Here is a 26,874-nt window from a genome sequence, read left to right as displayed (position 1 = left end):
CGGACGCCCGTCAGAGGTTGGGGAACCAGAGCTTGATCTCCCGCGCCGCGCTCTCCTCCGAGTCGGAGCCGTGGACGAGGTTGTACTGGGTCTCCAGCCCGAAGTCGCCGCGGATGGTGCCGGGCGTGGCCTTGGCGACCGGGTCGGTGCCGCCGGCCAGCTGCCGGAAAGCCGCGATCGCCCGCGGGCCCTCGACGACGGCCGCGAGCACGGGCCCCGAGGTGATGAACTCGAGCAGGTCGCCGAAGAAGGACTTGCCGTCGTGCTCGGCGTAGTGCTGCTCGGCGAGCTCGCGCTCCACAGTGCGCAGCTCGAGCGCGACGATGTCGAGGCCCTTGCGCTCGATGCGCGCGAGCACCTCGCCGATCAGCTTGCGCTCGACGCCGTCGGGCTTGACGAGGACCAGGGTGCGTTCAGTCACGTCGCTCAGCGTATCGACGGGCCGTGGAGCGGCGGCGTCAGGGATCCCGGGGTTGCTGGCTGGGCAGTTCCCCGCGGGCCATCTTCCCCGCGAGGTCGCGACGCAGCAGCAGGAGCAGGACCCAGACGAGGACGAACACTCCGCCCATCACGCCCAGCGCCGGGACCAGCAGCCCGCAGGCCACCATCACGACCTGCAGGACGAGCGCCAGCCGCAGCCCCCACGGCCGCCGTTGCAACCCCGCTGCGACGATCATCACGACCGCCAGCGCCCCGATCACCCCGACGGCGAGCGGGGTGGCGCCCTCACCGAACTTCGGCAGCACGAGCAGCGCCAGCGCCACCACGATCGCCTCGAGCGTGAGGGTGGCGGCGAAGACCCCGCGCAGCCCCTTCATGGGGTCGGGTCCCTGCACAGGTGCGGGCCCGGCGACGGGGTCGGCCCCGTTGCCGGGGCCGGGCGAGCTCATACGGGTTCCTTCCCGAACATGGCCCTCACCTCACCAGCCGTCACCACCGAGCCGGTCACCACCACGCCGACCCCGGACTCGCCGCCCTCCTCGGCCAGCTCCCCCGCCTGCTCGACGGCCTCGGCCAGCACCGGCTCGACGCTCACCCGGTCGGAACCGAACACCTCGGCGGCGACCGCGCCCAGCTCGTCGGGATCCATGGCCCGCGGCGAGGAGTTGGCGGTGACGACCACCTCGTGCAGCACCGGCTCCAGCTCGTCCAGGATGCCGCGCACGTCCTTGTCGCGCATCACGCCGAGGACGCCGACGAGCCGCGCGAACCGGAAGTCGGTGGTGAGGGCGGTGGCGAGCGAGCGAGCGCCCGCCGGGTTGTGCGCGGCGTCGATGAGCACGGTGGGCCCACCCTCGCCTGCCGCGACCCGCTCCAGCCGACCCGGCGACGCGACGCCGGCGAACGCCGCACGCACGACGTCGGGATCCAGCGGCTGCCGCGGCCCGGCGCCGACGAGGGCCTCGGCAGCGGCGAGGGCGAGCGCGGCGTTGCTCGCCTGGTGCTCGCCGTGCAGCGGCAGGAAGATGTCGTCGTAGGTGCCGGAGAGACCCTGCAATGTGAGCCGCTGGCCGCCCACCGCGATCTCCCGCTCCCGCACCCCGAACTCGGCACCCTCCCGGGCCACCTGGGCCCCCACCTCGACGCAGCGCTCCAGCAGCACCTCGGCCACGGCCTTGTCCTGCGCGGCGAGCACTGCCACCGCGCCCGGCTTGATGATCCCGGCCTTCTCCCGGGCGATGCCGAGCACGTCGTCGCCGAGGAACTCCATGTGGTCGAGCCCGATCGGGGTGACCACCGCGACGTTGCCGTCGGCGACGTTCGTGGCGTCCCAGGCGCCGCCCAGCCCGACCTCCAGGATCGCGGCCTCGACCGGAGCATCGGCGAAGGCGGCGAAGGCCATTCCCGTGAGCACCTCGAACTTCGAGAGCGTGCCGAGCTTCGCGTCCACCATCTCGACGAACGGCAGGATGTCCCGGTAGAGCGTGACGTAGCGCTCCGGGGAGATCGGCCGGTTGTCGATGTTGATCCGCTCGGTGGCCCGCTGCAGGTGTGGGCTCGTGTAGCGGCCCGTGCGCAGCCCGATCTCGGTGAGCAGCGCGTCGATCATCCGGGACGTGGACGTCTTGCCGTTCGTACCGGTGATGTGCACGACCGGGTAGCCGCGCTGCGGGTCGCCGAGCACGTCGACGAGCGCTGCGATCCTCTCCAGCGACGGCTCGATCACCGTCTCCGGCGCGCGCCGATCGAGCGCGGCGTCGGCGGCGAGGAACTCCGCGAACCCGATCACCGACGACTGCGCCGGCACGACGTCGGGGCTCTCCCCACCGCGGATGGCGTCGAGAACGTGCGCGACGACGGCGTCCTCCGCCGCCTCCTCCGGAGAGCGGACCTCGCCCTCGCCCTCCGGCAGTTCCTCCCGGTCCCTCGTCATGACGCGGGCAGAGCCTCCAGCCTTGCCTCGATCCGGTCGATGTCGGCAGCCGCCGCGGCACGCCGGGACCGGATGCCGTCGACGACGTCGGCTGGCGCCTTCTCGACGAACTTGGGGTTGCCGAGCTTCTTGTCCGCCTGGTCGAGCTCCTTGCGGGCCGCGGCCAGGTCGCGGGTGAGCCGAGCACGCTCGGCGGCCACGTCGATGGCGCCGGACGTGTCGATCTCGACCTGGACCGTGCCGCCCCCGAGCCCGACCTCGAACGCAGCCGTTGGGGTGAAGTCCGAGCCCGCGTCGTCCAGCCGGACCAGCGCCGCGACGGCACCGCGGTGGCCGGCGAGCCCTGCCTCGTCCAGCCCCACGATCCGGGCGGCGACGCGACGGCTGTCGGGCACGCGCTGCTCGGTGCGGAAGCGACGAACCTCGGTGACCAGCTTCTGCAGGTCGGCGATCCGGGACGCGGCCACGGCGTCGGGAGCAACGCCTGCGTCGACCGGCCACTGCGCGACGACGACCGACTCCCCGTCCGTGAGCCCCTGCCACAGCGCCTCGGTGATGAACGGGATGACCGGGTGGAGCAGCCGTAGCAGCGCGTCGAAGACGTGCCCGAGCACCGCCCTGGTGCCGTCGGCGGTGGCGTCGTCGCGGAGCTGGACCTTCGCCAGCTCGACGTACCAGTCGCAGAGCTCGTCCCACGTGAAGTGGTAGAGCCCTTCGACCGCCTTGGCGAACTGGAAGTCCTCCAGCAGCGCGTCGGTCTGCTCGCGGACCTCGCGGAGCCTGCCGAGGATCCAGCGGTCGGCGTCGGTGGGCGCGGTGGGCAGCGGCAGCGCCGGTGACGCGCCGTTGGCCAGCGCGAACCTGGTGGCGTTCCAGAGCTTGGTGTCGAAGTTGCGGGATGCCTGGACGGCGTCCTCGCCGATCGGGACGTCGGTGCCCGGGTTCGCGCCGCGCGCCAGTGCGAAGCGCAGGGCGTCGGTGCCGTAGCGGTCCATCCACTCCAGCGGGTCGACGGTGTTGCCGGACGACTTCGACATCTTCTTGCCGAACTGGTCGCGGACCATGCCGTGCAGCGCGATGGTGTGGAACGGGATCGCCTTGTCCGGGCCCTGGTCCTGCATCGCGTACAGGCCGAACATCATCATCCTGGCGACCCAGAAGAAGAGGATGTCGTAGCCCGTGACCAGCACCGACGTGGGATAGAACTTCTCGAGGTCAGGGGTCTTGTCCGGCCAGCCCAGCGTGGAGAACGGCCACAGGGCCGAGGAGAACCACGTGTCGAGGACGTCCTCGTCCTGCGTCCAGCCTGCCGGCGGCGCCTCGTCCGGGCCGACGCAGACCATCTCACCGTCGGGGCCGTACCAGACCGGGATGCGGTGGCCCCACCACAGCTGCCGGCTGATGGTCCAGTCGTGCATGTTGTCGACCCAGCCGAACCAGCGGGGCTCGAGCTCCTTCGGGTGGACGGCGACGCGGCCGTCGCGCACGGCGTCGCCCGCGGCCTTCGCCAGCGGCCCGACCTTGACGAACCACTGCAGCGACAGCCGCGGCTCGATCGGTTCCTTCGAGCCCCGCGACGAGTGCCCGACGCTGTGGATGTACGGGCGCTTCTCCGCGACGATCCGCCCCTGCGCGGCCAGCGCCTCGCGCACGGCGACGCGCGCCTCGAAGCGATCCATGCCGTCGAACTCGGTGCCGCTGTCCGCGATCCGCCCGGACTCGTCCATGATCGAGGGCATCGGCAGGTTGTGGCGCCGCCCGATCTCGAAGTCGTTGGGGTCGTGGGCCGGGGTGACCTTGACCGCGCCCGTGCCGAAGCTCGGGTCGACGTGCTCGTCGGCGACGACCGGGATCATGCGCCCGACCAGCGGGAGCTCGATCTCCCGGCCGACCAGGTGCTTGTAGCGCTCGTCGTCAGGGTGGACCGCGACAGCGGTGTCGCCGAGCATGGTCTCGACGCGGGTGGTGGCGACCACCACCGAGTCGTCGCCGTCGCCGTATCTGATCGAGACCAGCTCACCCTCGACCTCGCGGTGCTCGACCTCGACGTCGGAGAGCACGCTGCGCAGCTCCGGCGACCAGTTGACCATCCGCTCGGCCCGGTAGATGAGGCCGTCGTCGTAGAGCCGCTTGAAGATGGTGCCGACGGCACGGCTCAGGCCCTCGTCCATGGTGAAGCGCTCGCGGCTCCAGTCGACGCTGTCGCCGAGGCGCCGCATCTGGCTGAGGATGGCGCCGCCGTGCTCGGCCTTCCACTGCCAGGTGCGCTCGACGAAGGCCTCGCGACCCATCTCGCGCCTGCTCGTGCCCTCCGCGGCGAGCACGCGCTCGACCAGCGCGTGGACCGCGATCGACGCGTGGTCCATGCCGGGCAGCCACAGCGTCTCGTAGCCCTGCATACGGCGGCGCCGCACCAGGATGTCGATGAGGGTGTGCTCGAACGCGTGGCCGATGTGCAGGCTGCCGGTGACGTTCGGCGGCGGGATGACGTTCGAGAACGCCGGCTTGTCGCTCGACGCGTCGGCGGCGAAGTAACCGGCCTCGACCCACCGCTCGTACATACCGGCCTCTACCTCGCCCGGATTCCACTGGGCGGGCAGGTCGGCAGTGCGGGAGGGAAGCGTGTCGGTCACCGCTCAAGTCTACGAGCCGCAGTCGACCCGGTTCTCCGCGCACCCGTGCGTGCAGGCGGGACCAGCAAGGCGTGCAGACGGTGGAAACCCAGCACGGGGGCGAGCCGGCGCTGCCGCACGAGCCGCAGGTCCAGCGCCCGCACCCGGCCGAGGGAAGGCTCGTAGACCCGCCACGAGTCGGGGCCCTGCACACCGAGCGCCATCACGTAGTGCCGCGGAACGACCGACCCGACGAGCATCGGCACGGGACGGCCGGCCGCGAGCGCGGCGCCCGCCTCGTCGAGGGCGGCGGCGAGGTCGGCCGCAGACGTGTCGTCCACCAGCCGCACCCGGTACGGCCCCGCGCCGGGGGCGTTGCGCCGCAACCACCGCACCATTGCCCACGGGGTGGTCCCGAGCGCACGGGGCCAGAAGCGGTTGGTCTCGCGGTGCACCTGGCGCTGACGCTCGTCGTAACGCGTGCCGAAGCTGGTGGCGACCTCCGTGGTCACGCCCACGGATCCGGTGGCCGCTCCCAGCACCCGCTCCCCGTCGAGGCGCTGCGTCTCGCCGGGGTCGGCCCACGCGGCCAGCGCGACGAGCACCGCGCTGCCACAGGCGGTGCGGTCCACCTGGTCGAGCCGGACGCCGCCGCGACGCTGCTCCCCGACCTGCTCGGAGAGCAGCGGCCTGCGACCACCGGCCAGCGGGAGCACCTGCGCGACGCGGCCCGGCTTGCGCATGCCGCGCCCTACGAGCGACTGGATCCGCCGCGCCACTCCGCACACCGTCCGCATGTCCGCGATCCTCCCTGCGGGTGGCCGATCGCGCACTCCCTCGTTGTCCCGGCCTCTAGTGCCGCGGAAACGAGGTTCCTTGCCCGGATCCGGTGTCCAGGCGGATGGATCGCAAGGCGGAGGAGGCGCCGATACCGCTGTTGTATCGGCGCCGACGACAACGCCGCGAGGCGCCGTCTGGGCGCCGGAGGCGGGTAAGACGACCTCGTTTCCTCGACACTAGGTCAGGACCGGGCCGTCACTTCGTGCGCGTCAGCGCCTTGGACCACAGCTCCGCACCGTCCTGCGCGCGCAGCGTCACCCGCAGCTCCTCGCCGCCCGGAGCCACCTCGACCTCCCCGAAGTGCTGGAAGCCCTCCATCGGCGAGGCGTTCGCGGCCGGGGGCGCCCGCACGTAGGCAACCTCGGGGCCGAACGTCGAGTCCATCGCGTTGGGTCCGAACGCGCCGGCGTTCAGCGGGCCGGAGACGAACTCCCAGAACTCGTCGAACTCCGTGAACGCCGCGCGGGCCGGGGAGTAGTTGATGGCCGCGGTGTAGTGCACGTCGGCGGTCAGCCAGACGACGTCGCGCACCTTGCGCTTCTTCAGCTCGGTCAGCACCCAGGCGATCTCGGCCTCACGGCCGCTCGGCGGGCCCGCAACGCCGTTGGCGACGGCCTCCCACGCGGTGCCGTCGGGCACCTGGATGCCGATCGGCATGTCCGACGCCACGATCTTCCACGTCGCCTTCGACGAGTCGAGCGCGTCGACCAGCCACTTCGCCTGCTTCTCACCGAGGATCCGCTCCATCGGCTTGGTGTTGGCGTCGTTGGCGTCGCGGTAGGTCCGCATGTCGATCACGAAGACCTCGACGTGGGGGCCGTAGGGCAGCCGCCGGTAGACCCGCCCGTCCACCGCACGGCGCGGGTCCAGCGGCACCCACTCGTGGAACGCCTGGAACGCCCGCTTCGCGAGCACGTCGACGCGCTTCTCGGTGTACTGGGCGTCCGTGATCACCTCGCCGGGGTACCAGTTGTTGAGGACCTCGTGGTCGTCCCACTGGTTGATCTGGGGCACGGCCGCGGAGAACGCGCGCACGTTCTCGTCGAGCTGGTTGTAGGCGTGCTGCCCGCGGAACTCGGCGAGCGTCTCGGCGACCTTGGACTTCTCGGGGGTCACGATGTTGCGCCACGTCCGGCCGTCGGGCAGCTTGACGGTCTCCGTGACCGGGTTGTCGGCGTAGATCGTGTCGCCGCTGTGGATGAAGAAGTCCGGGTCGCGGTCGGCCATCGCCGCGTAGATCCGCATTCCGCCGATGTCCGGGTTGATCCCCCAGCCCTGGCCGGCCACGTCACCCGACCACAGGAAGCGGACGCCGTCGCGCTTGCCGGGCAGCGTGCGGAACGAGCCGCTCACGGGCTCGCTCACGCTCCGGCCGTCGAGGTCCTCCGCCGTGACGCGGTAGTGCACAGACCGTCCCTCGCCGGGCACGCGCAGCTTGCCGGTGAAGTCCGTGTCCGGGGTGAGGACGGGTCCGCGGATCGTGCGGGAGCGGCGGAAGTCGGCGTCGGCGGACACCTCGACGACCATGCGCGACGGCCGGTCGGCACGGGCCCAGACCAGCCCGGATCCCGCCAGCACGTCCCCGGACTGGACACCGTGGGTGAGCACGGGCCGGTCGGGGCGGGCAAGGGCCGGAGCGGCGAACGCGGGCGCGGCGGTACCCAGCGGGACGGCCGCCGCGAGCCCGCCGATCGCGGCGGTGCGGAGCAGGGTGCGCCGGTCGACGGCGTGGTGGGAGCGCATGGTGGCATGTAATCCGATCGGGTGAACCGGACGCCGGATCGTGAAGGGGACGCGCAGGTGAACTCTGATCTACCGCGGCCCCGCGTCACTCCGCGTGCAGCGGTCCCCGCCGGTCGAGCCTCCACGACACGAGCGCCACCACGATCGCCCCGGCCGCGAGCAGCACGCCGAGGTAGGCCGGCGCGGTGAAGCCCCACCCCGCACCGATCGCCAGCCCGCCGAGCGCAGGCCCCAACGAGTTGCCGACGTTGAACGCCGAGGTGTTGGTGGCGCTCGCGAGTGTGGGAGCGGCGCCCGCCAGCGCGAACACCCTCGCGTTCAGCGGGGCACCGGCGATGAACGCGATGGCACCCAGCAGCACGACCAGCCCGACGACGACCACGGGCTCTCGCGCGAACACCCCGACCAGCCCGAGCAGCACCCCCGCGCTCGCGAGACCGCCGAACAAGGTGGGCCACGGGTACGGATCGGCGAGCCGGCCACCGACCACCACACCCACGAGGCTCCCGAGCCCGAACCCGAGCAGCACGGCGGGCACCCATCGCTCCTCGATTCCCGCGACCTCGGTGAGCAACGGCGCGACGTAGCTGAACGCGCCGATCATGGCCGACTGGTACAGCGCCGTGGTGCCCAGCGCGAGCCACAACCTCCCGTGCCGGAACGCCGCGAGCTCGGCCGCCACCCGCGGCGCAGGCCCGTGCTCCGTGCCGGGCGGAACGCTCAGCACCACGCCGAGCGCGCTCGCCGCGGCCAGCGCGCCGACCGCCCAGAACGCCGAGCGCCAGCCGAACTGCTGGCCCACGAGCGTGCCCAGCGGCACCCCGGCGACGTTCGCGACCGTGAGGCCGCCCAGCAGCACGGCCAGCGATCTGGCCCGCAGCTGCGGCACCACCACCGACACCGTGACGACGGCCGCGACAGCCCAGAACGCCCCGGTCGCCACCGCTGTGACCACCCGGGCGGCGAGCAGGACCCCGTACTGCGGCGCGAGAGCGCTGACCACGTGCCCGACGACGAACACGCCGAGAGCGGCCAGCAGCGTGGTGCGCCGGGGCAGCCGCAGCGTCAGCACCGCCATCGCGGGAGCGCCGACGATCATCCCGACAGCGAACGCCGAGATCAGATAGCCCGCCTCCGGGATCCCGACCCGGAGGTCGGCCGCCAGCTGCGGCAGCAGTCCGGCGATCATGAACTCGCTGGTGCCGAGCGCGAAGATGCTCAGCGCCAGCACCGGGACGACTCGCGGAATGCGAGCAGGCTGCGATGGCGCAGCGACAGCGGACACGTTCCCCCCTGGATGCCGGTCCTCGTGCTGGAGACAACCCGGTGGCCCCGTCCTCCGGCAACACGGACGCGGCCTGCTCCGTTCCGGACTGCCTCGACCGGCGGGTCAGCGCGTGGGCGCGGACTGGCTCACCAGCCGCAGCTGCGTGAACGACAGCACTCCTTCGGCCCCGCCCTCGTAGCCGTAGCCGCTCGCGTCGAGCCCGCCGAGCGGAGCGTCCGGCAGCGACGGCGCCATCTGGTTGATGCCGATGTTGCTCGCCTTCAGCCTCTCCACGGCGATCTCGCGCCGGGCGATCGAGTCGGTGAAGACGTAGGCCGCGAAGGCGTACTCCGGGGCATTGGCCAGCTCGACGGCCTCGTCGAAGTCATCGAACGGGACGACCGCCGCGATCGGCCCGAACGGCTCCTCGGACATGAGGTCCGCGTCGTGCGGCACGTCGGCCAGGACCGTGGGCTCGAAGTAGAAGCCGTCCCGCTCGGGTTGCCGACCTCCGCACAGCAGACGGGCACCGCGCCCGACCGCGTCCTGTGTCAGCCGGAGCATGGCGTCCACCCGGCCCTGGTGGACGAGCGCACCCATCGTGGTCGCCGGGTCCGAGCCGTGGCCCAGGCGCAGGGACGACGCGTGCTCGGTCAGCCGGGAGGCGAACGCGTCGTACAGGCTGCGATGCACCAGGTAGCGGCTCGGCGCCACACAGGACTGGCCGGCGGAGCCGAACTTCGCCGGGCTCGTGACGGCGACGACACTGTCCACGTCCGCGTCCTCGCACACGAGGACGGGCGCGTGGCCGCCGAGCTCGAAGACACCCCGGATCAGGCGAGATGCCGCGAGGGTGGCCAGCTGCTTCCCAACGGCGGTGGAGCCGGTGAAGGTGACCGCCTTGACCACGGGCGAGCCCAGGAGCTGGGCGGATACCGCGGGCGGGTCGCCGAAGACCAGGTTCACCACACCGTCGGGCAGCCCGGCGTCGACGAGCGCCTGGACGATCGCCGCAGCCGTGCCCGGGGCGCTCTCGGCCGCCTTCAGCACGACGGTGCAGCCGGCGGCCAGCGTGCCGCCGAGCTTGCGGGCGCCGAGAACGGCGGGGAAGTTCCAGGCGGTGAACGCGGCGACCACGCCGAGCGGGGTCGGCACGGAGTAACGCCGGCTGCCCGCGGCCGCCCCGCCGATCACCCGGCCCTCGACGCGGGCGGCCTGTTCGCCGTTCCACTCGAGGGTGTCGACGGCCCGCTGGATCTCGCCGCGGGCCTCCGCGCGGGTCTTCCCGGCCTCCAGCATCAGGGTGGTGGCGACCTCTTCCGCGCGCGAACCGAGCAGCGTGGCGGCCTTCTTCAGGATCGCGCCGCGCTGCGCAGGCACCGTGGTGCTCCACGCACGGAACGCGGCCGCCGCCGCGTCGAGCGCATCGGCGACATCGCGCTCGTCCGCCTGCTCGACGGTGCCGATCGTCCGGCCGTTGCCTGGGTCCGTCACCGGGATCCGGCCCGCCCGGCCATCGCGCCACCGGCCCCCGACGAACAGGCGCGTGGCGACCTGGGTCGTGGAGTCAGCGGTGTCAGCGGACATAGCTCGCCCCGTTGACGTCGATGGTGGTGCCGGTGGCGTGCGTGGCCAGGCCCGAGGAGAGGAACGCGATCACGTTGGCGACGTCCTGCGGCTGGGCCACCTTGCCGAGTCCGGTGTCGCGCGCCGCGACCTCGACGCCGACCTCCTCCGCGAACACCTTGTTCAACGCGGTGTCCACGTATCCCGGGGCGAGGGCGAACGCGGTGACGCCCTCGCGCCCGTACTGCCGGGCGATGGTCCGGGTCATCGCGACGACGCCCGCCTTCGCCGAGGCGTAGTGCCAGTAGTCCGGGTCCTCGCCACGGAAGGCGGCACGGCTCGCCAGGTTGACGATGATGCCGCCATCCTCCTGGGTGCGGTAGGTGGCGACGGCCGCGCGGCACAGGACCGCAGGTGCGAGCAGGTTGACCGCCAGCGACCGGTTCCAGACGCCCATCCAGTCGGCGAGGCTCTCGTCCAGCGGCGCCGGCGGGTAGATCCCGGCGTTGTTGACCAGCACGTCGATCCGCCCATGCACCTGTAGGGCCTCCTGCCACAGCGCGTCGGCTGCAGCGGGGTCGCTCAGATCTGCCGCGAGCCGATGAGCCCGCTCGCCGATCTCCTCCGCCAGGGCGAGGGTGGCGTCCGTGCTGACGTCGTGCAGCACGACCGAGGCACCTGCCGCGGCGACGGTGCGGGCGGTCGCGGAACCGATACCGCCGCCCGCACCGGTGATCAGGACGACGCGTCCGGAGAGCTCGATCAACGGTTTCCTCCCTCGACGGCCCCGCGGGGCCCGATGGCTGGGGGTGACTCCGGCGCGACAGTGCGACCCGAAGCGCATGTGTAAGCCTAACGACGCTGCAGCCATCTCTCAATCGAAATACGATCAGGTCACGACCTTGCATTCGGCAGCAACTGAGGGACGATTGCTGTCGATCGGCTGAACCGAGCCGCTGCTGCGGGTTCCCCGCACAGGCGGCGTGGTTCACTTGCCGCACCACGAGGTGAGGGCACAGCGGTCGGCGAGGTAGGTGTGGGTCGGTTGGACGCATCATTGGCCGGGCTGGCGAAGGTCGCGGCGAAGCCCAGGGCGGCGGTGCCCCTGGACGACATCGATCTCGCGCTGCTGCGCCACCTCGCGGAACACGCCCGCATCTCCCAGCGCCGACTGGCAGCACGGCTCGGAGTCTCGGCGCCCACCGTGAGCGAACGGATGAGCAGGCTGGAACGCAGCGGCGTCATCCGCGGCTATGCCGCCCAGATCGACTGGGACGCCGTCGGCTACGGGGTCAGCGTGTACCTCTCGGTCACCGCCGCGGCGGGGTACGACACCGCCGAGATCATGCGCAGCCTGTGGGAGATCGCCGAGGTCGAGGACGTCATGATCGTCACCGGCAGCCTCGACATGCTCGCCAAGCTGCGGGTGCGCGACCACGGGCACCTCCGGACGCTGCTCATGGAGCGGATCTGGCAGATCCCGGGAATGCAGCGCACGGAGACCCTCATCGGGATGGCCGAGATGCCGCCGAAGAACTTCGCCGCCGGCCTCCTCGACCACATCGACCGGGCCGCCGCCGCTCCGCAGAGCACCGTGGACGAGACCACCGGTTAGGGCTCCCGCGCGGGCACGGTCCCGAGGGTCGGCGCTCGGCGCGGCTGGGCAGCGGAGAGCCGTCGGCGTGAATACAGTGCGACGCATGACCCGGATTGACCCTGAGGTCCGCGCCTTCCTCTCCGAGGGCACCCGCACCGGCAGACTCGGCTTCGTCGCTGCCAACGGCCGAGCGCTCGTGGCACCCGTGTGGTTCCTGGTGGAAGGCCCCGACGAGGCCCCCGAACTGGTGTTCAACACCGGGAGGAACACCGCGAAGGGGCGCGCCGTGGCCCGCGACCCCCGCCTCACGGTATGCGTCGACCTGCCGGAGCCGCCGTACGCGTACGTGCAGGTCCAAGGCGAGGCGACGGTCTCGGAGGACCCCGGCGAACTCCTCCGCACCGCCACCGCGATCGCGGCGCGCTATGTGGGCGAGGAGCGGGCCGAGGACTTCGGGAAGCGCAACGCCGGACCGGGCGAACTCGTGGTGCGCCTGCGGCCGACGAAGGTGATCGCCGAGTTCAACATCATCGGCTGACCGCGCCGGGCGGCGGCGGGGATCAGGACTGCTTCGGCTCGCGCTCGCTGTCCCACCCGTCGGCGAGGCGGCTGATCTTCTGCGAGTAGTCGCGGGCGGCGACCGCCGGGTCGGCGGCCCGCCCGGCCGCCAGCCCGATCAGGAACGCCGTGACAGGCGCGCCCGGGCGGCTGACGCCGTGGGCGACGTCCGAGGTCAGGTCGAGGACCATGTCGACCGTGGTGGCGCTGTCCACCGCGCCTTCCAGGCCCAGTTCCTGGGACACGGCGTCGACCCACTCGGACAAGGCTTTCGCATCACTGCTCGGGCTCACGTCGAGGACCCTATGGCATGGGCTCCGGACGCGCCCGCCGCCACGATCAGCCGAACAGCGCCGGGATCTTGATCACGAGCTGGTACAGCCCGTAGCCGAGGGGAACCAGCACCCACAGCCACGCGACCACCGCGACCACCCACTGCAGCGGGCTCCACGCGTCGCTCGGCTTGCCGACCGCCTGCCCCGCAGCGCTCATCTCTCCGGCCGTGCTCATGCCTGCGCTCCCGCCTTCGACGTCGACTCCAGGGTCGGCTCGTGGAACTTCTCGTTCACGGGCTTGATCAGCTCGTTGCAGATGAACCCGATCACCAGCAGCCCGATCATGATCATGAACGCGGTGGTGTACCGGCCGGGCCCCTGCACGCCCGCCTCGACCTGGGCATCCGCGATCGCGTTCACGATGAGCGGGCCGAGCACACCTGCCGTGGACCACGCGGTGAGCAGCCGCCCGTGGATCGCACCCACCTGGTAGGTGCCGAACAGGTCGCGCAGATACGCCGGCGCCGTGGCGAAGCCCGCGCCATAGAACGACAGGATCAGGATCGCGCAGATCAGGAACACGGCCCTGTTGGAGTTCGTCATCAGCGTGACCGTGAGATACAGCAGCGCGCCGACGCCCAGGTAGATCCGGTACATGTTCTTGCGGCCCAGGTAGTCCGACAGCGACGACCACAGGATGCGGCCCAGCGAGTTGGCCAGCGACAGGATGGACACGAACCCGACGGCCGCAGCCGCGATGGTGGCGGCGGGCCCGGCGTCGCTGAAGAAGTCGATGAAGATCGGGTTGGCGCGTTCGAGGATGCCGATACCCGCCGTGACGTTGAAGCAGAGCACCACCCACAGCAGCCAGAACTGCGGGGTCTTGATCGCATTACGCGCAGAGACATTTGCGCGGGTGATGAGCGTGCCCTGCCGCGCCTGGGACGAGTCCCATCCGAGGGGCTTCCAGTCGTCGGCCGGCACTCGGATGAGCAGCCATCCCACCGACATGAACACCGCGTAGATCAAGCCCATCGTCAGGAACGTCGACGCGATTCCGTGGACGTCGGGGTCGGGGCCGGATCCGCCGAACGCACTCAGCAGCTGGCTGCTGAGCGGCGAGGCGATGAGAGCGCCACCACCGAAACCCATGATGGCGATACCGGTGGCGAGGCCGGGGCGGTCGGGAAACCATTTGATCAAGGTGGACACCGGCGAGATGTAGCCGATACCGAGTCCGATGCCGCCCACGAATCCGTAGCCGACCACCACGAGCCAGTACTGCGAGAAGTAGAGGCCCAGAGCCGAGATCAGGAACCCGGCGACGAAGCATGCCGACGACACGACCATCGCCCAGCGAGGTCCGTTGGCGTCGACCTTCGTGCCGAAGAGGGCCGCTGACACTCCGAGCATGATGATTCCGAGCGTGAACGGCAGAGCGCTCTCGACACCGGAGATCCCGAGCCCGTTCTCCAGCGGCGGCTTGAACACGCTCCAGGCGTAGGCCTGCCCGATGGCCAGATGGATCGACAGCGCCGCAGGCGGAACGAGCCACCGACTCCACGTCGGTGGAGCCACGATCCGCTCCCGTTGCAGGAACCCAGCTGGCATGACCGTCCCCTTGCTTCCGCCCACGTGCCTTTGATCGCAGCACACGTTCGCGTGAACCTAGGAGGATCTTGTTGCCAAAGCAACTCGTGTGAGCAGGGAGCTGACGCGTTTAACCGGACAAACCAGACACAAGATCGGACAGAAACGACGAAAACCGGCCCCGTAGACGGGACCGGCCTTCGTATTCGTGACCTGAGTGTTAGGCGGAGCGTTCGCGGCGCTCGCGACGCGGGGGCACCCGCGGAACGATGGTGGGGTTCACGTTCTCCCGCACCGTCTGCTCGGTGACCACGACCTTCGCCACGTCGTCGCGGCTCGGGATGTCGTACATCACCGGCAGCAGCACCTCTTCCATGATCGCCCGCAGGCCGCGGGCGCCGGTGCCGCGCAGGATGGCCTGGTCCGCCACCGCCTCGAGCGCGTCGGCGGTGAACTCCAGTTCCACGCCGTCCATCTCGAACAGCTTGTGGTACTGCTTCACCAACGCGTTACGGGGCTCGGTGAGGATCTTGACCAGAGCTTCCTTGTCCAGCGAGGTGACCGAGGCGACCACCGGCAGACGGCCGATGAACTCGGGAATCAGGCCGAACTTGATGAGGTCCTCCGGCATGGTGTCGCCGAAGCTCTCGGCAGACTCCAGGTCGCTCTTCGAGCGGATCTCCGCGCCGAAGCCCAGCCCGCGCCTGCCCACCCGGTCGCCGATGATCTTTTCGAGACCCGCGAAGGCACCCGCCACGATGAACAGCACGTTCGTCGTGTCGATCTGGATGAACTCCTGATGCGGATGCTTGCGCCCACCCTGCGGCGGGACGCTCGCGGTGGTGCCCTCGAGAATCTTCAGCAACGCCTGCTGAACGCCCTCGCCGGAGACGTCGCGCGTAATCGACGGGTTCTCCGACTTGCGAGCGATCTTGTCGACCTCATCGATGTAGATGATGCCGGTCTCGGCTCGCTTGACGTCGTAGTCGGCCGCCTGGATGAGCTTCAGGAGGATGTTCTCGACGTCCTCGCCCACGTACCCGGCCTCGGTGAGTGCCGTGGCGTCCGCGATCGCGAACGGCACGTTGAGCAGCTTCGCGAGCGTCTGCGCGAGATACGTCTTGCCACAGCCTGTGGGGCCGAGCATGAGGATGTTGGACTTCGAGAGCTCGACGCCATCGCCGTCGGCCCCGCGCCCCTTGTCGCCCGCCTGGATGCGCTTGTAGTGGTTGTATACCGCTACCGAGAGCGTGCGCTTCGTCTGGCTCTGCCCGACGACGTACTGGTCGAGGAAGTCGTGGATCTCAGCAGGCTTGGGGAGCTCGTCGAGCTTCACCTCGCCGGCCTCTGCCAGCTCTTCCTCGATGATCTCGTTGCAGAGATCGATGCACTCGTCGCAGATGTAGACGCCAGGACCGGCGATCAGTTTCTTGACCTGTTTCTGGCTCTTCCCACAGAACGAGCACTTGAGCAGGTCACCGCCGTCGCCGATGCGTGCCATGAGTGCAGACCCCAAATCCCATCTAGCGCTACCCCGTCCGGCGGGCCCGGTAGGAGTGTCCTCGTGACGGTACCCGCCGAACACGTCTCCGCGGGAGCATCAGCGCACCCTGATTCGTGGACGGGTCGGCGGACGGTAGGCGCCGGGGGTCGAAGAACGGCCTCCGACGCACCACCCTGGCTCGGCTGTCCGTGTCAGACAGCCGACAGCTTGCGGCTCTGAATGATCTCGTCGACGATCCCGTACTCCTTGGCCTCCTCGGCCGTGAGGATCCGGTCCCGCTCGATGTCCTCGTGCACCTGCTCGGGTGTGCGGCCGGCGTGCTTGGCCAGCGTGGTCTCGAGCAGTCGACGCATGCGGGTGATCTCCGCAGCCTGAATCTCCAGGTCCGACACCTGGCCGTAGAAGCCCTCGGTGGCCGGCTGGTGAATCAGGATGCGCGCGTTCTGCACCGCGAGCCGCCGCCCCGGAGTGCCGGCGGCCAGCAGCACGGCCGCGGCCGACGCCGCCTGGCCCAGGCAGACCGTCTGGATGTCGGGCCGGATGAACTGCATCGTGTCGTAGATGGCCATCAGCGACGTGAACGAGCCACCCGGCGAGTTGATGTACATGCTGATCTCGCGGTCGGGGTCGGCCGACTCCAGGCACAGCAACTGCGCCATCACGTCGTTGGCCGACGCGTCGTCGATCTGCACGCCGAGGAAGATGATGCGCTCCTCGAACAGCTTGTTGTACGGGTTCGACTCCTTGACCCCGTAGCTGGTGCGCTCGACGAACGACGGCAGCACGTACCGCGACTGCGCCGGTGACGGAGCGCCGCCACCCGGCATCTCGAACCTGGTCACCTGGAGCTCCCGTTCTGGCTGGCCGCGTCCGGCAGCTCGCCGGCCCGCGAGATCACGTGGTCGACGAATCCGTACTCCAGCGCCTCCTGTGCGGAGAACCAGCGGTCACGGTCGAAGTCGGCGGTGATCTTCTCGACCGTCTGGCCCGTGTGCGTGGCGATCAGCTCCGCCATCTCACGCTTGTGGCGACGGAACAGCTCGGCCTGGATGGCGATGTCGGACTCCGTACCTCCGACACCCGCCGACGGCTGGTGCATGAGGATCTGGCAGTGCGGCAGCGCGTAGCGCTTGCCCCGCGTGCCGGCGGACAGCAGGAACTGCCCCATCGAGGCGGCCAGACCCATCGCGTAGGTGGCCACGTCGCACTCGATGAACTCCATCGTGTCGAAGATGGCCATACCCGCCGTGACCGAGCCACCAGGCGAGTTGATGTACAGCGAGATGTCCGCTTCTGAGTCCTCGGCAGACAGCAGCAGCATCTGCGCGGCGATCCGGTTGGCGATGTCGTCGTCAACCTGCTGGCCGAGCACGATGATCCGCTGCTGCAGGAGCCGCTCGTAGACCGAGTCGGACAACGTCATCGACGTGGGCGCGCCCCGTCGCATCTCCGCTCCGAACGTGCGGTCCGCGCTACGCGGGCCGGTGTCCTGTGGGCTCACTTCACCCTGCCTTCTGCTGGTCAGCTCGCGTGTTTGGTCGGGTTCGACCCTACGCGGACGGGCGGGTGGCCCGCCGCGTACGGCCACGTTGTTCGCTGTGGGCGTGGCGGATCCGGTCCCGGTCAGGAGCCGGAGGGCGCCTTGTCCTCGGAAGCGCCCTTTGCGGCCGTGTCCGCAGCGGGCTCCTCGGCAGCAGGAGTCTCGTCGGCAGGAGCCTCCGCAGTGGCGCTCTCGGCGGTGTCCTCGACCGTGGTGTTCTCGTCGGCGGCCACCTCGGAAGCCTCGGGCGCCTGGTCGTCGTCGTCACCGAGCACATCGGAGAGGTCGACGGCCTGCCCGGACGCGTCGGTGACGGTGGCGGCCCGGACGGCCTGGATCAGCGCCTTGCTCCGGCGAACGTCGGAGTAGATCGCACCGAGCTGGCCTGCCTCCTGGATGCGCTGCACGAACTCCTCGGGCGCCATCTGGTACTGCTGGGCCTGGTAGACGATGCGCTCGGTGAGCTCCTGGTCGTTGACCGAGACCTCCTCGGCGTCGGCCAGCGCGTCGAGCACGAGGCGGGTGCGGACGGACTTCTCCGCCTCCTCCCGGGCCTCGGTGTCGAACTCCTCGCGGTTCTTGCCCTGCGACTCGAGGAACTGCCCGAAGCGCTCCTCGTCGTGGTCGAAGCTGTGGACGGCGTCGTGCACGCGGGACTCGACCTCAGCGGCGACCACGCTCTCCGGCAGCGGCACCTCGGTGGCGTCCACCAGCGCGTCGAGCACCTTGTCGCGGGCCTGGGTGACCTGCTCCATCCGCCGCACCCGGCCGAGCCGCTCCCGTAGGTCGGCGGTGAGCTCGTCGAGCGTGTCGAACTCGCTCGCGAGCTGGGCGAACTCGTCGTCGGCCTCGGGGAGCTGGCGCTCCTTCACCCCGGTGACCTTGACGGTGACCTCGGCGTCCTTGTCGGCGTACTCGCCCGCGACCAGCTTGGAGGTGAAGGTGGCCGACTCGTCGGCCGACAGGCCCTCGATCGCCTCGTCGATGCCGTCGATCAGGCCGCCCTGGCCCACCTGGTAGGAGAACCCGGTGGTGGTGGCCTCCTCGACGGGCTCGCCGTCGACGGTGGCCGACAGGTCGATGAGGACGAAGTCGTCCTTCGCCGCCGGGCGCTCCACGCCGGTGAGCGTGCCGAAGCGGGCCCGCAGGTTCTGCAGCTGCTCGTCGACGTCGGCGTCGCTGACCTCGACGTCGTCGACGGACACGGAGATCGAGTCGAGGTCGGGCAGCGTGATCTCCGGGCGGACGTCGACCTCGGCGGTGAACGCCAGCTTGTCGCCGTCGGCGATCTCGGTGACCTCGATGTCCGGGCGGCCGATCGGCGTGACCTGCTCGGCGCTGGTGACGGCCTCGCTGTACTTGGCGGGGACGGCGCCGTTCACGACCTCTTCGAGCACCACTCCGCGGCCCAGGCGGGCCTCGATGATGCGGGCCGGCACCTTGCCAGGGCGGAAACCGGGCACCCGGACCTGCTGAGCGATCTTCTTGTAGGCGCGGTCGAAGTCCGGCTTGAGCTCGTCGAACGGCACCTCGACGTTGATCCGGACCCGCGTCGGGCTCAGCCGCTCGACGGTGCTCTTCACGGTGGGGTACTCCTCGGTGCTGGGCTGTGTCGGGACACACGACGCGGACGGTGCGGGCCGCAGGCGAGGTGGGTCCTCAGGCGTGCCCGGACGCGGCGCCGGAAGGGCGCGCGGCCGGTCGTTCCCGCGAGTCTAGGCGAGACGGAGTGACGTACCGCGCCGGGCCACCGCTGCGACGGTCACGAGCCGGTCGATGAGGCGGTCACGACGTCGGAGAACGTGATTTCCACGGCGACGGGGCCGAGCAACCCGCGGACGACGGCCCCCAGTTCCTCGGCCAGCCGGGGCAGTGGCGTCGCCGGGGCGCCGAGCCGCGCGACGACGGCCAGCTCGACGGGTTCACCGCCGGTGCCGATCCGCACGCCGACCACCCGCTCACCGACGAGGTACGACGCGACCGTGCCGAACGGGCCGCCGTCGAGGCTCTCGACCCCGGGATGGGCGAGCACGGCGGCGGCGAGCTCGGCCGCACGGCCGGGGACGGACATCGCAGCAGGGTACGGCTAGCGTGTCCGTGGTGGCAGCGACCCGGGGGTGGGCGGAGCCGCCGCCCCCGCCCGACGCGTCCGCCGCGCGCCCGGAGCAACGGCAGGCCGAGCTCGACGAGCAGACGCTCGTGGTGCGTGCCCAGGAGGGCGACGCACGCTCGTTCGAGGTGCTCGCCCGGCGCCACCAGGCCGCCCTCTACCGGGTCGCGGTGCGGGTGCTCGGCGACCCCGGTGAGGCCGAGGACGCCCTGCAGGAGGCGCTGCTCGACGCGTGGCGGCGGATCGGCGCGTTCCGTGCCGAGTCGGCCTTCTCCACGTGGATGTACCGGGTGGTCACGAACCGGTGCATGGGGATGCTGCGCAACAGGCGCCCGGTACCCGTCGACCGCATGGACGACGCGGCCGCCGTCGCCGACTCGCCGGAGCGCACCGCCGAGCTCGACGCCGGCATGGTCGCGCTCGGGAAGGCCGTTGCGGGCCTGCGCGACGAGCTCCGGGTCTGCTGGGTGCTGCGCGAGCTGGAGGGGCTGGGGTACACCGACATCGCGCACATCACCGGGGCGAGCGAGGATGCGGTTCGCGGCCGGATCCATCGCGCGCGGGTGCAGCTGGCGGAGGTGATGCGACCGTGGCGATGAACGCGGGCTCGCCGGCGGAGGGTCCCGACGGGCCCGCCCCCCGGCTGGCGTGCGGCCGCGACGCGGCTCTGGTGTGGGACCGCGCGGCGGCCGGGACACCGCCCGACGCGCACGAACGCGACTGCCCGCACTGCAACGCGGCCTTCGCCGACGCGCGGGGCCTGGACGCCGTGGTGCACCGCATGGCGTCGCAGGAGCTGGAGCCGCCCCCTTCGATGATGGACCGGGTGATGGCCGCCGTCCTCACCGAGCTGCGCCCCCACGACCTGCTGACCCTGTCCTCGCCGCACGGACCGGCACGGCTGAGCCGGCCGGCGGCCGCGGCCGTGCTGCGTCACGTCGTCGACAGGATGGACGGGCTGCGGGCGCGCAGCTGCCGGATCGAGCAGCCCACCGGGGCCGATGCGGCGGGCGGGGCTCCGCACGCCGCCGACGTCGCCATCACCGTGACGGCCCGCTTCGGCGTCGACCTGGCGTCGGTCACGGCGCGGGTGCGCCAGATGGTGATCGCGGCGGGTGAGCAGGCACTCGGGGTTCCCGTGCGGCGGGTGGACATCGACGTCGTGGACCTGTTCGGGGAGGGCACGACATGACCGAGCCCGACCCACCGGTGCGCCTGCACGTCGGTGACGCCGTCGTCGCCCGGGTGGCGGCCCACCGGGCCCGGCTGGTGCCCGGCGTCGTCGCGCTGCGCCCGGACCTGGCCCAGACGCTCATCGGGATCGCGGGCACCGTGCTCGGGCAGGACCGCTCCCGGCCCTCGCTGCAGGGCGTGAGCGCCACGGTCCACGGCCGGTCCGCCGAGGTGTCGATCACCATCGTGACGCGGCTCGGGCACAACTGCCGCGACCTCGCCGTGGCGGTGCAGCGCGAGGTGGCCGCCGAGGTGTCGGCCTACACCGGGCTGGACGTCGTGGTGCGGGTGACGGTGACCGAGGTTCTGCTGGACTGAGCCGGGGAGAGCGTCACGCGCGTTCGGCTCTGGCCTGCAGCACGCAGTCGCCGCACAGGCCCCCGCCCGGCACGCGGTAGTACAGACAGCAGCTGCGCCGCCGGAACGACCAGAGACGGTCGGGGTCCACCGGCGGGAGCAGCTCCCCCGTGCCGGCGAACCGTCCGGCCGCGAGGAGCCGCTGCGCCACCGCTGCGGCCCGCTCGGCCGCCTCGGGCCGCTGTGCAACGACGAGCCGCTTCGCGCTCGCCACCGCCGAGGCGGCGTTTCCCCACAGCACCCGCTCGGCCACCGGCACCTGAGCCCGGACGGCGGTGACGAGGGGTTCGAGGTGCTCGTCGAGCAGGGCCGGCACGAGCGCGGCGGCTGCGGCGGTGACGTCCGGCACGGGAACCGCGTCGGGCTCGGGGCACCACAACGGCCATGGCCCGCTCTCCGTCGCGCGCCAGTACAGGGCCCGCGGGGTCAGCTGCGGCAGCACCCCGTGCAGGACGGCAGCGGCGAACGGTGCCGACACCACGAGAGCGGCAATGCCTTGGAACGCGATGGAGGCGGCGACGCGGTCGTCCACGTCCTGCCTGTCCGGACCGCCGAGGACACCGCGCACGTGCGCGATCCGGTCGCGCAGTGGGGCAGGATCGGTTCGGAGGTCGAGCATCGGGCGCCAGCCGGCGTCGGGGACCTCGGCGGAACCGGTGGTGACCGCGAAGAACGGGCCGAGCCGGGAGACGTCGGCCAGGACCGCGCGAGCATTCATCAACGTCCGGCCCCTCATCGCCCGGTGCCTCATCTCAGCGTGCCGGGACGAGCACCGTTCGTTAACGAACCGTACACAATACCTGCTACCTGGCCGAAACGAAGCACACTGCGTTGGTCATCGTGGTCACTACCGCTCTTACTGGCGAATAGCGGTATTGACATGCGACATTATCTCCGGCGATCCCGCACCCGCTGACGTGTGCGCTCGCACGCGCGCGCAGAGCCGGCCAGCGCCTCACGATGGCGTACGGCCGTCAGGTCGGCTCCGGGGGACAACCGGGGTCACCGCACTGCGCCGCAACCGGTCCCCGCCACAACAGGCGTCGGACCGAACCGGTCCGTTACTTTGACGTTCCTACACCACGTCGTCCCGATGCGAAGTGTCGGGGTGCACCGAGACGACAGGAGGCACTCATGGCTGAGAACCCAGCGGGTACCTCGAAGGGGCTCTACGCCCCCGAGTTCGAGCACGACGCCTGTGGCGTCGCCATGGTCGCTGACCTCGCCGGTCGCCGCGACCACGCCATCGTCCGAAAAGCGCTTACCGCGCTGCTGCGGATGGAGCATCGCGGTGCCCGCGGCGCCGAGGTCAACACCGGTGACGGCGCGGGAATCCTCCTCCAGGTACCGGATGAATTCCTCCGTGCCGTTGTCGACTTCGAGCTCCCCCCGGCGGGCGCCTACGCGGTGGGCACTGCCTTCCTGCCGGCGAACGCCGAGAAGGCCGACGCCGCCGTCCTGGAGATCGAGCGCCTGGCCGCCGAGGAGAACCTCCGGGTTCTCGGCTGGCGCGACCTGCCCGTCGAGCCCGATGCGGCCGACATAGGCCCCAGCGCCCGCGCCGCGATGCCGAGTTTCCGCCAACTGTTCGTCGCCGGCGTCGAGGACCTCCCGGATGCTCCCACCGGGATCGCGCTGGAGCGGCGCTCCTTCTGCCTGCGCAAGCGGGTCTCGCACGAGACGGGCACCTACTTCCCCAGCCTGTCGCCCCGCACCATCGTCTACAAGGGCATGCTCACCGAGCCGCAGGTCGAGACGTTCTACCCGGACCTGTCCGACGAGCGTGTCACGAGCGCTCTGGCCGTCGTGCACTCGCGGTTCTCCACCAACACGTTCCCCGCCTGGCCGCTGGCGCACCCGTACCGGTACGTGGCGCACAACGGCGAGATCAACACGCTGCGTGGCAACCGCAACTGGATGGCAGCGCGCGAGGCGCTGCTGAAGTCCGACCTCATCCCGGGCGACCTCGAGCGCCTCTCCCCGATCGTCACTCCGGACGCGAGCGACTCGGCCACGTTCGACGAGGTGCTGGAGCTGCTGCACCTCGGCGGGCGCAGCCTGCCGCACGCGGTGCTGATGATGATCCCGGAGGCGTGGGAGAACCACGACGAGATGGACCCGGCCCGCCGGGCCTTCTACGAGTTCCACTCCTCGCTCATGGAGCCGTGGGACGGACCTGCGCTCGTCGTGTTCACCGACGGCACGCAGATCGGTGCGGTGCTCGACCGCAACGGGCTGCGGCCCGCCCGCTACTGGGTCACCGAGGACGGCACGGTCGTGCTCGCCTCCGAGGTCGGTGTGCTCGACGTCGAGCCGTCCGCCGTGGTGCGGAAGGGCCGGCTCGAGCCGGGCCGCATGTTCCTCGTCGACACCGAAGCGGGCCGCATCGTCGACGACGCGGAGATCAAGGGTGCGCTGTCGGCCGAGCACCCTTACGCCGACTGGCTGCACGCCGGGGTGATCCCGCTCGAGGAGCTCCCCCCGCGCGAGCGGGAGGTGCCCACCCACGCGGCGTTGACCCACCGTCAGCTGGCCTTCGGTTACACCGAGGAGGAGCTCAACATCCTCCTCAAGCCGATGGCGAGCGCGGGCGCCGAGCCGATCGGCTCGATGGGCAACGATGCTCCGCTCGCCCCGTTCTCGGAGCGGCCCCGGCAGCTGTACGACTACTTCACCCAGCTGTTCGCGCAGGTCACGAACCCGCCGCTGGACGCGATCCGCGAGGAGCTCGTCACCTCGCTGCGGTCGCTGCTCGGCCCGGAGCAGAACCTCCTCGAAGCGGGCCCTGCCAGCTGCCGCACCGTGGTGCTGCCGTTCCCGGTGCTCGGCAACGACGACCTCGCCAAGATCATCCACATCAACGACGACGGTGAGTTCCCCGGCTTCGCCTCCTACACGGTGCGGGGTCTGTTCCGCGCCGCGGACGGCGGGAAGGGGCTGCGGACACGGCTCGACGAGATCAGGGCCGAGGTGTCCGAGGCCATCGCGGGCGGCGCCCGGCTCATCGTGCTGTCCAGCCGTGGGGTCGATGGAGAGCACGCACCGATCCCGTCGCTGCTGCTCACGGGCGCGGTCCACCACCACCTCGTCCGGGAGCGCACCCGCACGATGGTGGGCCTGATCGTCGAGTCCGGCGACGCCCGCGAGGTCCATCACATCGCGCTGCTGCTCGGCTACGGCGCGGCGGCGGTCAACCCCTACCTGGCGATGGCCACCGTCGAGGATCTCGCCGAGCGCGGCGACGTCCCCGGCGTCGACGGTCCGACCGCGGCGAAGAACCTGGTCAAGGCGCTGGGCAAGGGTGTGCGCAAGACCATGTCGAAGATGGGCGTCTCCACTGTGGCGTCCTACACCGGCGCGCAGATCTTCGAGGCCGTCGGGCTGGGCAAGGAGGTCGTCAACGCCTGCTTCCGTGGCACCACGTCGCGGCTGGGTGGCGTCGGCTTCGACGTGCTGGCGCAGGAGGTCCTCCAGCACCACCGCCGCGCCTTCCCCGCCGACGGGGTGCGCCGGCAGCACAAGTCGCTGGAGACCGGCGGCGAGTACCAGTGGCGCCGCGAGGGCGAGCTGCACCTGTTCAACCCGCAGACGGTGTTCAAGCTGCAGCACTCCACGCGGTCCGGCCGCTACGAGATCTTCAAGGACTACACCCGCCAGGTCGACGACCAGGCGGCCAGGCTCATGACCCTGCGCGGACTCTTCCGGTTCAAGGAGGGGCTGCGCCCGCCGGTGCCGATCGACGAGGTCGAGCCGGTGGAGGAGATCGTCAAGCGGTTCGGCACGGGCGCCATCTCCTACGGGTCCATCTCGCAGGAGATGCACGAGACGCTCGCGATCGCGATGAACCGCCTCGGCGGCCGCTCGAACACCGGGGAGGGCGGCGAGAACCCCGACCGCTACACGCCCGATGCCAACGGCGACAGCAGGCGCAGCGCCGTGAAGCAGGTGGCGTCCGGCCGTTTCGGCGTGACCAGCGAGTACCTGGTCAACGCCGACGACATCCAGATCAAGATCTCGCAGGGAGCCAAGCCCGGCGAGGGCGGTCAGCTGCCCGGCGGCAAGGTCTATCCGTGGATCGCGGAGACGCGGTACTCCACGCCCGGCGTCGGACTGATCTCACCGCCCCCGCACCACGACATCTACTCGATCGAGGACATCAAGCAGCTCATCCACGACCTGAAGAACGCCAACCCGCGGGCCCGCATCCACGTGAAGCTGGTCAGCCAGGTCGGCGTCGGCACGGTCGCGGCGGGCGTGGCCAAGGCCTACTCCGACGTCGTGCTCATCTCCGGGCACGACGGCGGCACCGGGGCTTCGCCGCTGTCCTCGATCAAGCATGCGGGTGGCCCCTGGGAGCTCGGCCTCGCCGAGACCCAGCAGACACTGCTGGCCAACGGGCTGCGCGACCGGATCGTGGTGCAGACCGACGGGCAGCTCAAGACCGGCCGCGACGTCGTCATCGCCGCGCTTCTCGGTGCCGAGGAGTTCGGCTTCGCCACCGCGCCGCTGGTGGTGTCGGGCTGCATCATGATGCGCGTCTGTCACCTCGACACCTGCCCGGTCGGCGTCGCCACCCAGAACCCTGAGCTGCGCAAACGCTTCGACGGGCGCCCGGAGTACGTCGTCAACTTCATGCGCTTCATCGCGCAGGAGGTGCGTGAGCACCTGGCTCAGCTGGGCTTCCGGTCGGTCGCCGAGGCCGTCGGGCACGCAGAGGTGCTCGACACCGACGAGGCCGTGCGGCACTGGAAGACCGAGGGTCTCGACCTGTCGCCGGTGTTCTACACGCCGGAGCTGCCTGCCGATGCCTCCCGCCACCGCACGCAGGGCCAGGACCACGGGCTCGAGAAGGCGCTGGACAACACGCTGATCCAGCTCTGCGAGGGCGCGCTGACGATGGGCGACAAGGTCCACCTGGACCTGCCCGTGCGCAACGTCAACCGCACCGTCGGCACGATGCTCGGCTACGAGCTCACCCGGCAGTGGGGCGGCGAGGGCCTGCCCGACAACACGATCGACGTCACGCTCAGCGGCTCAGCGGGCCAGAGCTTCGGCGCGTTCGTCCCGAAGGGCATCACGCTGCGCCTGGTCGGCGACACCAACGACTACTTCGGCAAGGGGCTCTCGGGCGGGCGGCTCACGCTGCGGCCCGACCCCGCGGCACCGTTCGCCGCCGAGGAGAACATCATCGCCGGCAACGTCATCGGCTACGGGGCCACGTCCGGTGAGATGTTCATCCGCGGCGTCGTCGGCGAGCGGTTCTGCGTGCGCAACTCGGGCGCGCTGGCCGTCGTCGAGGGCGTTGGCGACCACGGCTGCGAGTACATGACCGGCGGCCACGTCGTCGTGCTGGGCCGGATCGGACGCAACTTCGCAGCAGGCATGTCCGGCGGGGTCGCCTACGTGCTCGACCTGGCTGCGAGTGACAACTTCATGGCCAACCGGGTCAACCCGGAGATGGTCGACCTCGACCCGCTCGACGACGACGACCGTGCGTTCCTGCGCACCGCCGTCGAGCGCCACCACGCCGAGACCGACTCGGCCGTGGCCCGGGCGCTGCTCACCGACTGGGACATCGCTGTCGAGCGCTTCGGCAAGGTCATGCCCAAGGACTACAAGCGCGTGCTGCAGGCCCGTGAGGCGGCCGAGCGCGACGGTCGCGACGTGAACGACGCAATCATGGAGGCAGCACATGGTTGAGCGGGACG

The 26,874-nt window shown here is 70.8% G+C and carries 24 protein-coding genes; 6 read left to right on the top strand and 18 right to left on the bottom strand.

Annotated features, from left to right (window positions below; all coding sequences use genetic code 11):
* Positions 1-10: 10 nt before the first annotated feature.
* The 9 genes from ndk to ABD743_RS32350 form a co-directional block, all read right to left on the bottom strand.
* The gene (ndk, locus tag ABD743_RS32390; protein WP_344726585.1) at positions 11-421 is read right to left on the bottom strand and encodes a nucleoside-diphosphate kinase; all 411 of its coding nucleotides are present in this window, start codon (positions 419-421) and stop codon (positions 11-13) included.
* A gap of 37 nt (positions 422-458) precedes the next feature.
* Positions 459-890 carry a DUF4233 domain-containing protein gene (locus ABD743_RS32385; RefSeq protein ID WP_344726583.1) on the bottom strand — a complete coding sequence of 144 codons (432 nt, stop codon included), beginning with the start codon at positions 888-890 and terminating at the stop codon, positions 459-461.
* A complete protein-coding gene (locus ABD743_RS32380; protein ID WP_344726581.1) occupies positions 887-2,374 on the bottom strand; it encodes a bifunctional folylpolyglutamate synthase/dihydrofolate synthase in 1,488 nt (495 codons plus the stop codon). The genes ABD743_RS32385 and ABD743_RS32380 overlap by 4 nt, the downstream gene beginning before the upstream one ends.
* On the bottom strand, positions 2,371-5,007 hold the full coding sequence (locus ABD743_RS32375; protein ID WP_344726579.1) for a valine--tRNA ligase: 2,637 nt from the start codon (positions 5,005-5,007) through the stop codon (positions 2,371-2,373). The genes ABD743_RS32380 and ABD743_RS32375 overlap by 4 nt, the downstream gene beginning before the upstream one ends.
* Positions 5,004-5,783, bottom strand: coding sequence for a hypothetical protein (locus ABD743_RS32370; RefSeq protein WP_344726577.1), 780 nt, complete (start codon positions 5,781-5,783; stop codon positions 5,004-5,006). Before ABD743_RS32370 ends, ABD743_RS32375 begins: the two co-directional genes overlap by 4 nt.
* A gap of 238 nt (positions 5,784-6,021) precedes the next feature.
* A complete protein-coding gene (locus tag ABD743_RS32365; protein WP_344726576.1) occupies positions 6,022-7,569 on the bottom strand; it encodes an alkaline phosphatase D family protein in 1,548 nt (515 codons plus the stop codon).
* Positions 7,570-7,654: 85 nt separating this feature from the next.
* On the bottom strand, positions 7,655-8,854 hold the full coding sequence (locus ABD743_RS32360) for a Cmx/CmrA family chloramphenicol efflux MFS transporter (protein WP_344726574.1): 1,200 nt from the start codon (positions 8,852-8,854) through the stop codon (positions 7,655-7,657).
* A gap of 105 nt (positions 8,855-8,959) precedes the next feature.
* Positions 8,960-10,423 carry an aldehyde dehydrogenase family protein gene (locus ABD743_RS32355; RefSeq protein ID WP_344726572.1) on the bottom strand — a complete coding sequence of 488 codons (1,464 nt, stop codon included), beginning with the start codon at positions 10,421-10,423 and terminating at the stop codon, positions 8,960-8,962.
* The gene (locus ABD743_RS32350; protein WP_344726570.1) at positions 10,413-11,168 is read right to left on the bottom strand and encodes an SDR family NAD(P)-dependent oxidoreductase; all 756 of its coding nucleotides are present in this window, start codon (positions 11,166-11,168) and stop codon (positions 10,413-10,415) included. The genes ABD743_RS32355 and ABD743_RS32350 overlap by 11 nt, the downstream gene beginning before the upstream one ends.
* Before the next feature lie 279 nt (positions 11,169-11,447).
* Between ABD743_RS32350 and ABD743_RS32345 the strand changes: the two genes are divergently transcribed.
* Together ABD743_RS32345 and ABD743_RS32340 are read left to right on the top strand one after the other, a co-directional pair.
* Positions 11,448-12,017, top strand: coding sequence for an Lrp/AsnC family transcriptional regulator (locus ABD743_RS32345; RefSeq protein ID WP_344726568.1), 570 nt, complete (start codon positions 11,448-11,450; stop codon positions 12,015-12,017).
* Between the two features lie 85 nt (positions 12,018-12,102).
* Positions 12,103-12,537 (top strand): PPOX class F420-dependent oxidoreductase, encoded by a 435-nt coding sequence (locus tag ABD743_RS32340; RefSeq protein ID WP_344726566.1) that lies wholly within the window; start codon positions 12,103-12,105, stop codon positions 12,535-12,537.
* A gap of 22 nt (positions 12,538-12,559) precedes the next feature.
* Here the strand turns inward: ABD743_RS32340 and ABD743_RS32335 are convergent, their stop codons facing one another.
* From ABD743_RS32335 to ABD743_RS32300, 8 genes are all read right to left on the bottom strand, one after another.
* The gene (locus ABD743_RS32335; RefSeq protein ID WP_344726564.1) at positions 12,560-12,850 is read right to left on the bottom strand and encodes a DUF6457 domain-containing protein; all 291 of its coding nucleotides are present in this window, start codon (positions 12,848-12,850) and stop codon (positions 12,560-12,562) included.
* Between the two features lie 46 nt (positions 12,851-12,896).
* Positions 12,897-13,067: an MFS transporter small subunit gene (locus ABD743_RS32330; protein WP_344726562.1), complete on the bottom strand. Its 171-nt coding sequence runs from the start codon at positions 13,065-13,067 to the stop codon at positions 12,897-12,899.
* The gene (locus ABD743_RS32325; protein WP_344726560.1) at positions 13,064-14,443 is read right to left on the bottom strand and encodes an OFA family MFS transporter; all 1,380 of its coding nucleotides are present in this window, start codon (positions 14,441-14,443) and stop codon (positions 13,064-13,066) included. Before ABD743_RS32325 ends, ABD743_RS32330 begins: the two co-directional genes overlap by 4 nt.
* Before the next feature lie 199 nt (positions 14,444-14,642).
* Positions 14,643-15,923, bottom strand: coding sequence for an ATP-dependent Clp protease ATP-binding subunit ClpX (gene clpX / locus ABD743_RS32320; protein ID WP_241037876.1), 1,281 nt, complete (start codon positions 15,921-15,923; stop codon positions 14,643-14,645).
* A 194-nt stretch (positions 15,924-16,117) separates the two neighbouring features.
* A complete protein-coding gene (locus ABD743_RS32315) occupies positions 16,118-16,768 on the bottom strand; it encodes an ATP-dependent Clp protease proteolytic subunit (protein ID WP_379659380.1) in 651 nt (216 codons plus the stop codon).
* Positions 16,765-17,373, bottom strand: a complete 609-nt coding sequence (locus tag ABD743_RS32310; RefSeq protein WP_344726882.1) for a ClpP family protease — start codon at positions 17,371-17,373, stop codon at positions 16,765-16,767. Before ABD743_RS32310 ends, ABD743_RS32315 begins: the two co-directional genes overlap by 4 nt.
* Before the next feature lie 176 nt (positions 17,374-17,549).
* Complete coding sequence (gene tig / locus ABD743_RS32305; protein ID WP_344726558.1) at positions 17,550-19,049, bottom strand: trigger factor; 1,500 nt, start codon at positions 19,047-19,049, stop codon at positions 17,550-17,552.
* 179 nt (positions 19,050-19,228) lie between these two features.
* Positions 19,229-19,537 (bottom strand): hypothetical protein, encoded by a 309-nt coding sequence (locus ABD743_RS32300; RefSeq protein ID WP_344726556.1) that lies wholly within the window; start codon positions 19,535-19,537, stop codon positions 19,229-19,231.
* A 29-nt stretch (positions 19,538-19,566) separates the two neighbouring features.
* On the opposite strand from ABD743_RS32300, the gene ABD743_RS32295 reads away from it, so the two are divergent.
* Genes ABD743_RS32295 through ABD743_RS32285 form a run of 3 tightly spaced genes read left to right on the top strand, consistent with a single transcriptional unit; the run spans position 19,567 to position 21,127 of the window.
* Positions 19,567-20,175 (top strand): RNA polymerase sigma factor, encoded by a 609-nt coding sequence (locus ABD743_RS32295; RefSeq protein ID WP_344726554.1) that lies wholly within the window; start codon positions 19,567-19,569, stop codon positions 20,173-20,175.
* Complete coding sequence (locus tag ABD743_RS32290; protein WP_344726881.1) at positions 20,172-20,768, top strand: Asp23/Gls24 family envelope stress response protein; 597 nt, start codon at positions 20,172-20,174, stop codon at positions 20,766-20,768. Before ABD743_RS32295 ends, ABD743_RS32290 begins: the two co-directional genes overlap by 4 nt.
* Complete coding sequence (locus ABD743_RS32285) at positions 20,765-21,127, top strand: Asp23/Gls24 family envelope stress response protein (RefSeq protein WP_344726552.1); 363 nt, start codon at positions 20,765-20,767, stop codon at positions 21,125-21,127. Before ABD743_RS32290 ends, ABD743_RS32285 begins: the two co-directional genes overlap by 4 nt.
* 13 nt (positions 21,128-21,140) lie before the next feature.
* Here ABD743_RS32285 and ABD743_RS32280 read toward each other — a convergent pair whose 3' ends face one another.
* A complete protein-coding gene (locus ABD743_RS32280) occupies positions 21,141-21,884 on the bottom strand; it encodes a (2Fe-2S)-binding protein (RefSeq protein ID WP_344726550.1) in 744 nt (247 codons plus the stop codon).
* Between the two features lie 416 nt (positions 21,885-22,300).
* Here ABD743_RS32280 and gltB point away from each other — a divergent pair, with 416 nt between their 5' ends.
* On the top strand, positions 22,301-26,866 hold the full coding sequence (gene gltB / locus ABD743_RS32275; protein ID WP_344726548.1) for a glutamate synthase large subunit: 4,566 nt from the start codon (positions 22,301-22,303) through the stop codon (positions 26,864-26,866).
* Positions 26,867-26,874: the final 8 nt, after the last annotated feature.

It is taken from the genome of Pseudonocardia yunnanensis, assembly GCF_039534065.1.
In the GTDB taxonomy this organism is placed as follows: Bacteria; Actinomycetota; Actinomycetes; order Mycobacteriales; family Pseudonocardiaceae; genus Pseudonocardia; species Pseudonocardia yunnanensis.
This window is presented reverse-complemented; position numbering and strand designations above follow the sequence as displayed.

What these genes read in the sequence shown, in the direction of transcription:
- ABD743_RS32385 (WP_344726583.1), bottom strand. Translation starts at nt 890, where the DNA reads ATGAGCTCGCCCGGCCCCGGCAACGGGGCCGACCCCGTCGCCGGGCCC.
- ABD743_RS32380 (WP_344726581.1), bottom strand. Translation starts at nt 2,374, where the DNA reads ATGACGAGGGACCGGGAGGAACTGCCGGAGGGCGAGGGCGAGGTCCGC.
- ABD743_RS32370 (WP_344726577.1), bottom strand. Translation starts at nt 5,783, where the DNA reads ATGCGGACGGTGTGCGGAGTGGCGCGGCGGATCCAGTCGCTCGTAGGG.
- ABD743_RS32365 (WP_344726576.1), bottom strand. Translation starts at nt 7,569, where the DNA reads ATGCGCTCCCACCACGCCGTCGACCGGCGCACCCTGCTCCGCACCGCC.
- ABD743_RS32355 (WP_344726572.1), bottom strand. Translation starts at nt 10,423, where the DNA reads ATGTCCGCTGACACCGCTGACTCCACGACCCAGGTCGCCACGCGCCTG.
- ABD743_RS32340 (WP_344726566.1), top strand. Translation starts at nt 12,103, where the DNA reads ATGACCCGGATTGACCCTGAGGTCCGCGCCTTCCTCTCCGAGGGCACC.
- ABD743_RS32330 (WP_344726562.1), bottom strand. Translation starts at nt 13,067, where the DNA reads ATGAGCACGGCCGGAGAGATGAGCGCTGCGGGGCAGGCGGTCGGCAAG.
- ABD743_RS32325 (WP_344726560.1), bottom strand. Translation starts at nt 14,443, where the DNA reads ATGCCAGCTGGGTTCCTGCAACGGGAGCGGATCGTGGCTCCACCGACG.
- clpX (WP_241037876.1), bottom strand. Translation starts at nt 15,923, where the DNA reads ATGGCACGCATCGGCGACGGCGGTGACCTGCTCAAGTGCTCGTTCTGT.
- ABD743_RS32310 (WP_344726882.1), bottom strand. Translation starts at nt 17,373, where the DNA reads ATGCGACGGGGCGCGCCCACGTCGATGACGTTGTCCGACTCGGTCTAC.
- ABD743_RS32300 (WP_344726556.1), bottom strand. Translation starts at nt 19,537, where the DNA reads ATGTCCGTCCCCGGCCGTGCGGCCGAGCTCGCCGCCGCCGTGCTCGCC.
- ABD743_RS32290 (WP_344726881.1), top strand. Translation starts at nt 20,172, where the DNA reads ATGAACGCGGGCTCGCCGGCGGAGGGTCCCGACGGGCCCGCCCCCCGG.
- ABD743_RS32285 (WP_344726552.1), top strand. Translation starts at nt 20,765, where the DNA reads ATGACCGAGCCCGACCCACCGGTGCGCCTGCACGTCGGTGACGCCGTC.
- ABD743_RS32280 (WP_344726550.1), bottom strand. Translation starts at nt 21,884, where the DNA reads ATGAATGCTCGCGCGGTCCTGGCCGACGTCTCCCGGCTCGGCCCGTTC.
- gltB (WP_344726548.1), top strand. Translation starts at nt 22,301, where the DNA reads ATGGCTGAGAACCCAGCGGGTACCTCGAAGGGGCTCTACGCCCCCGAG.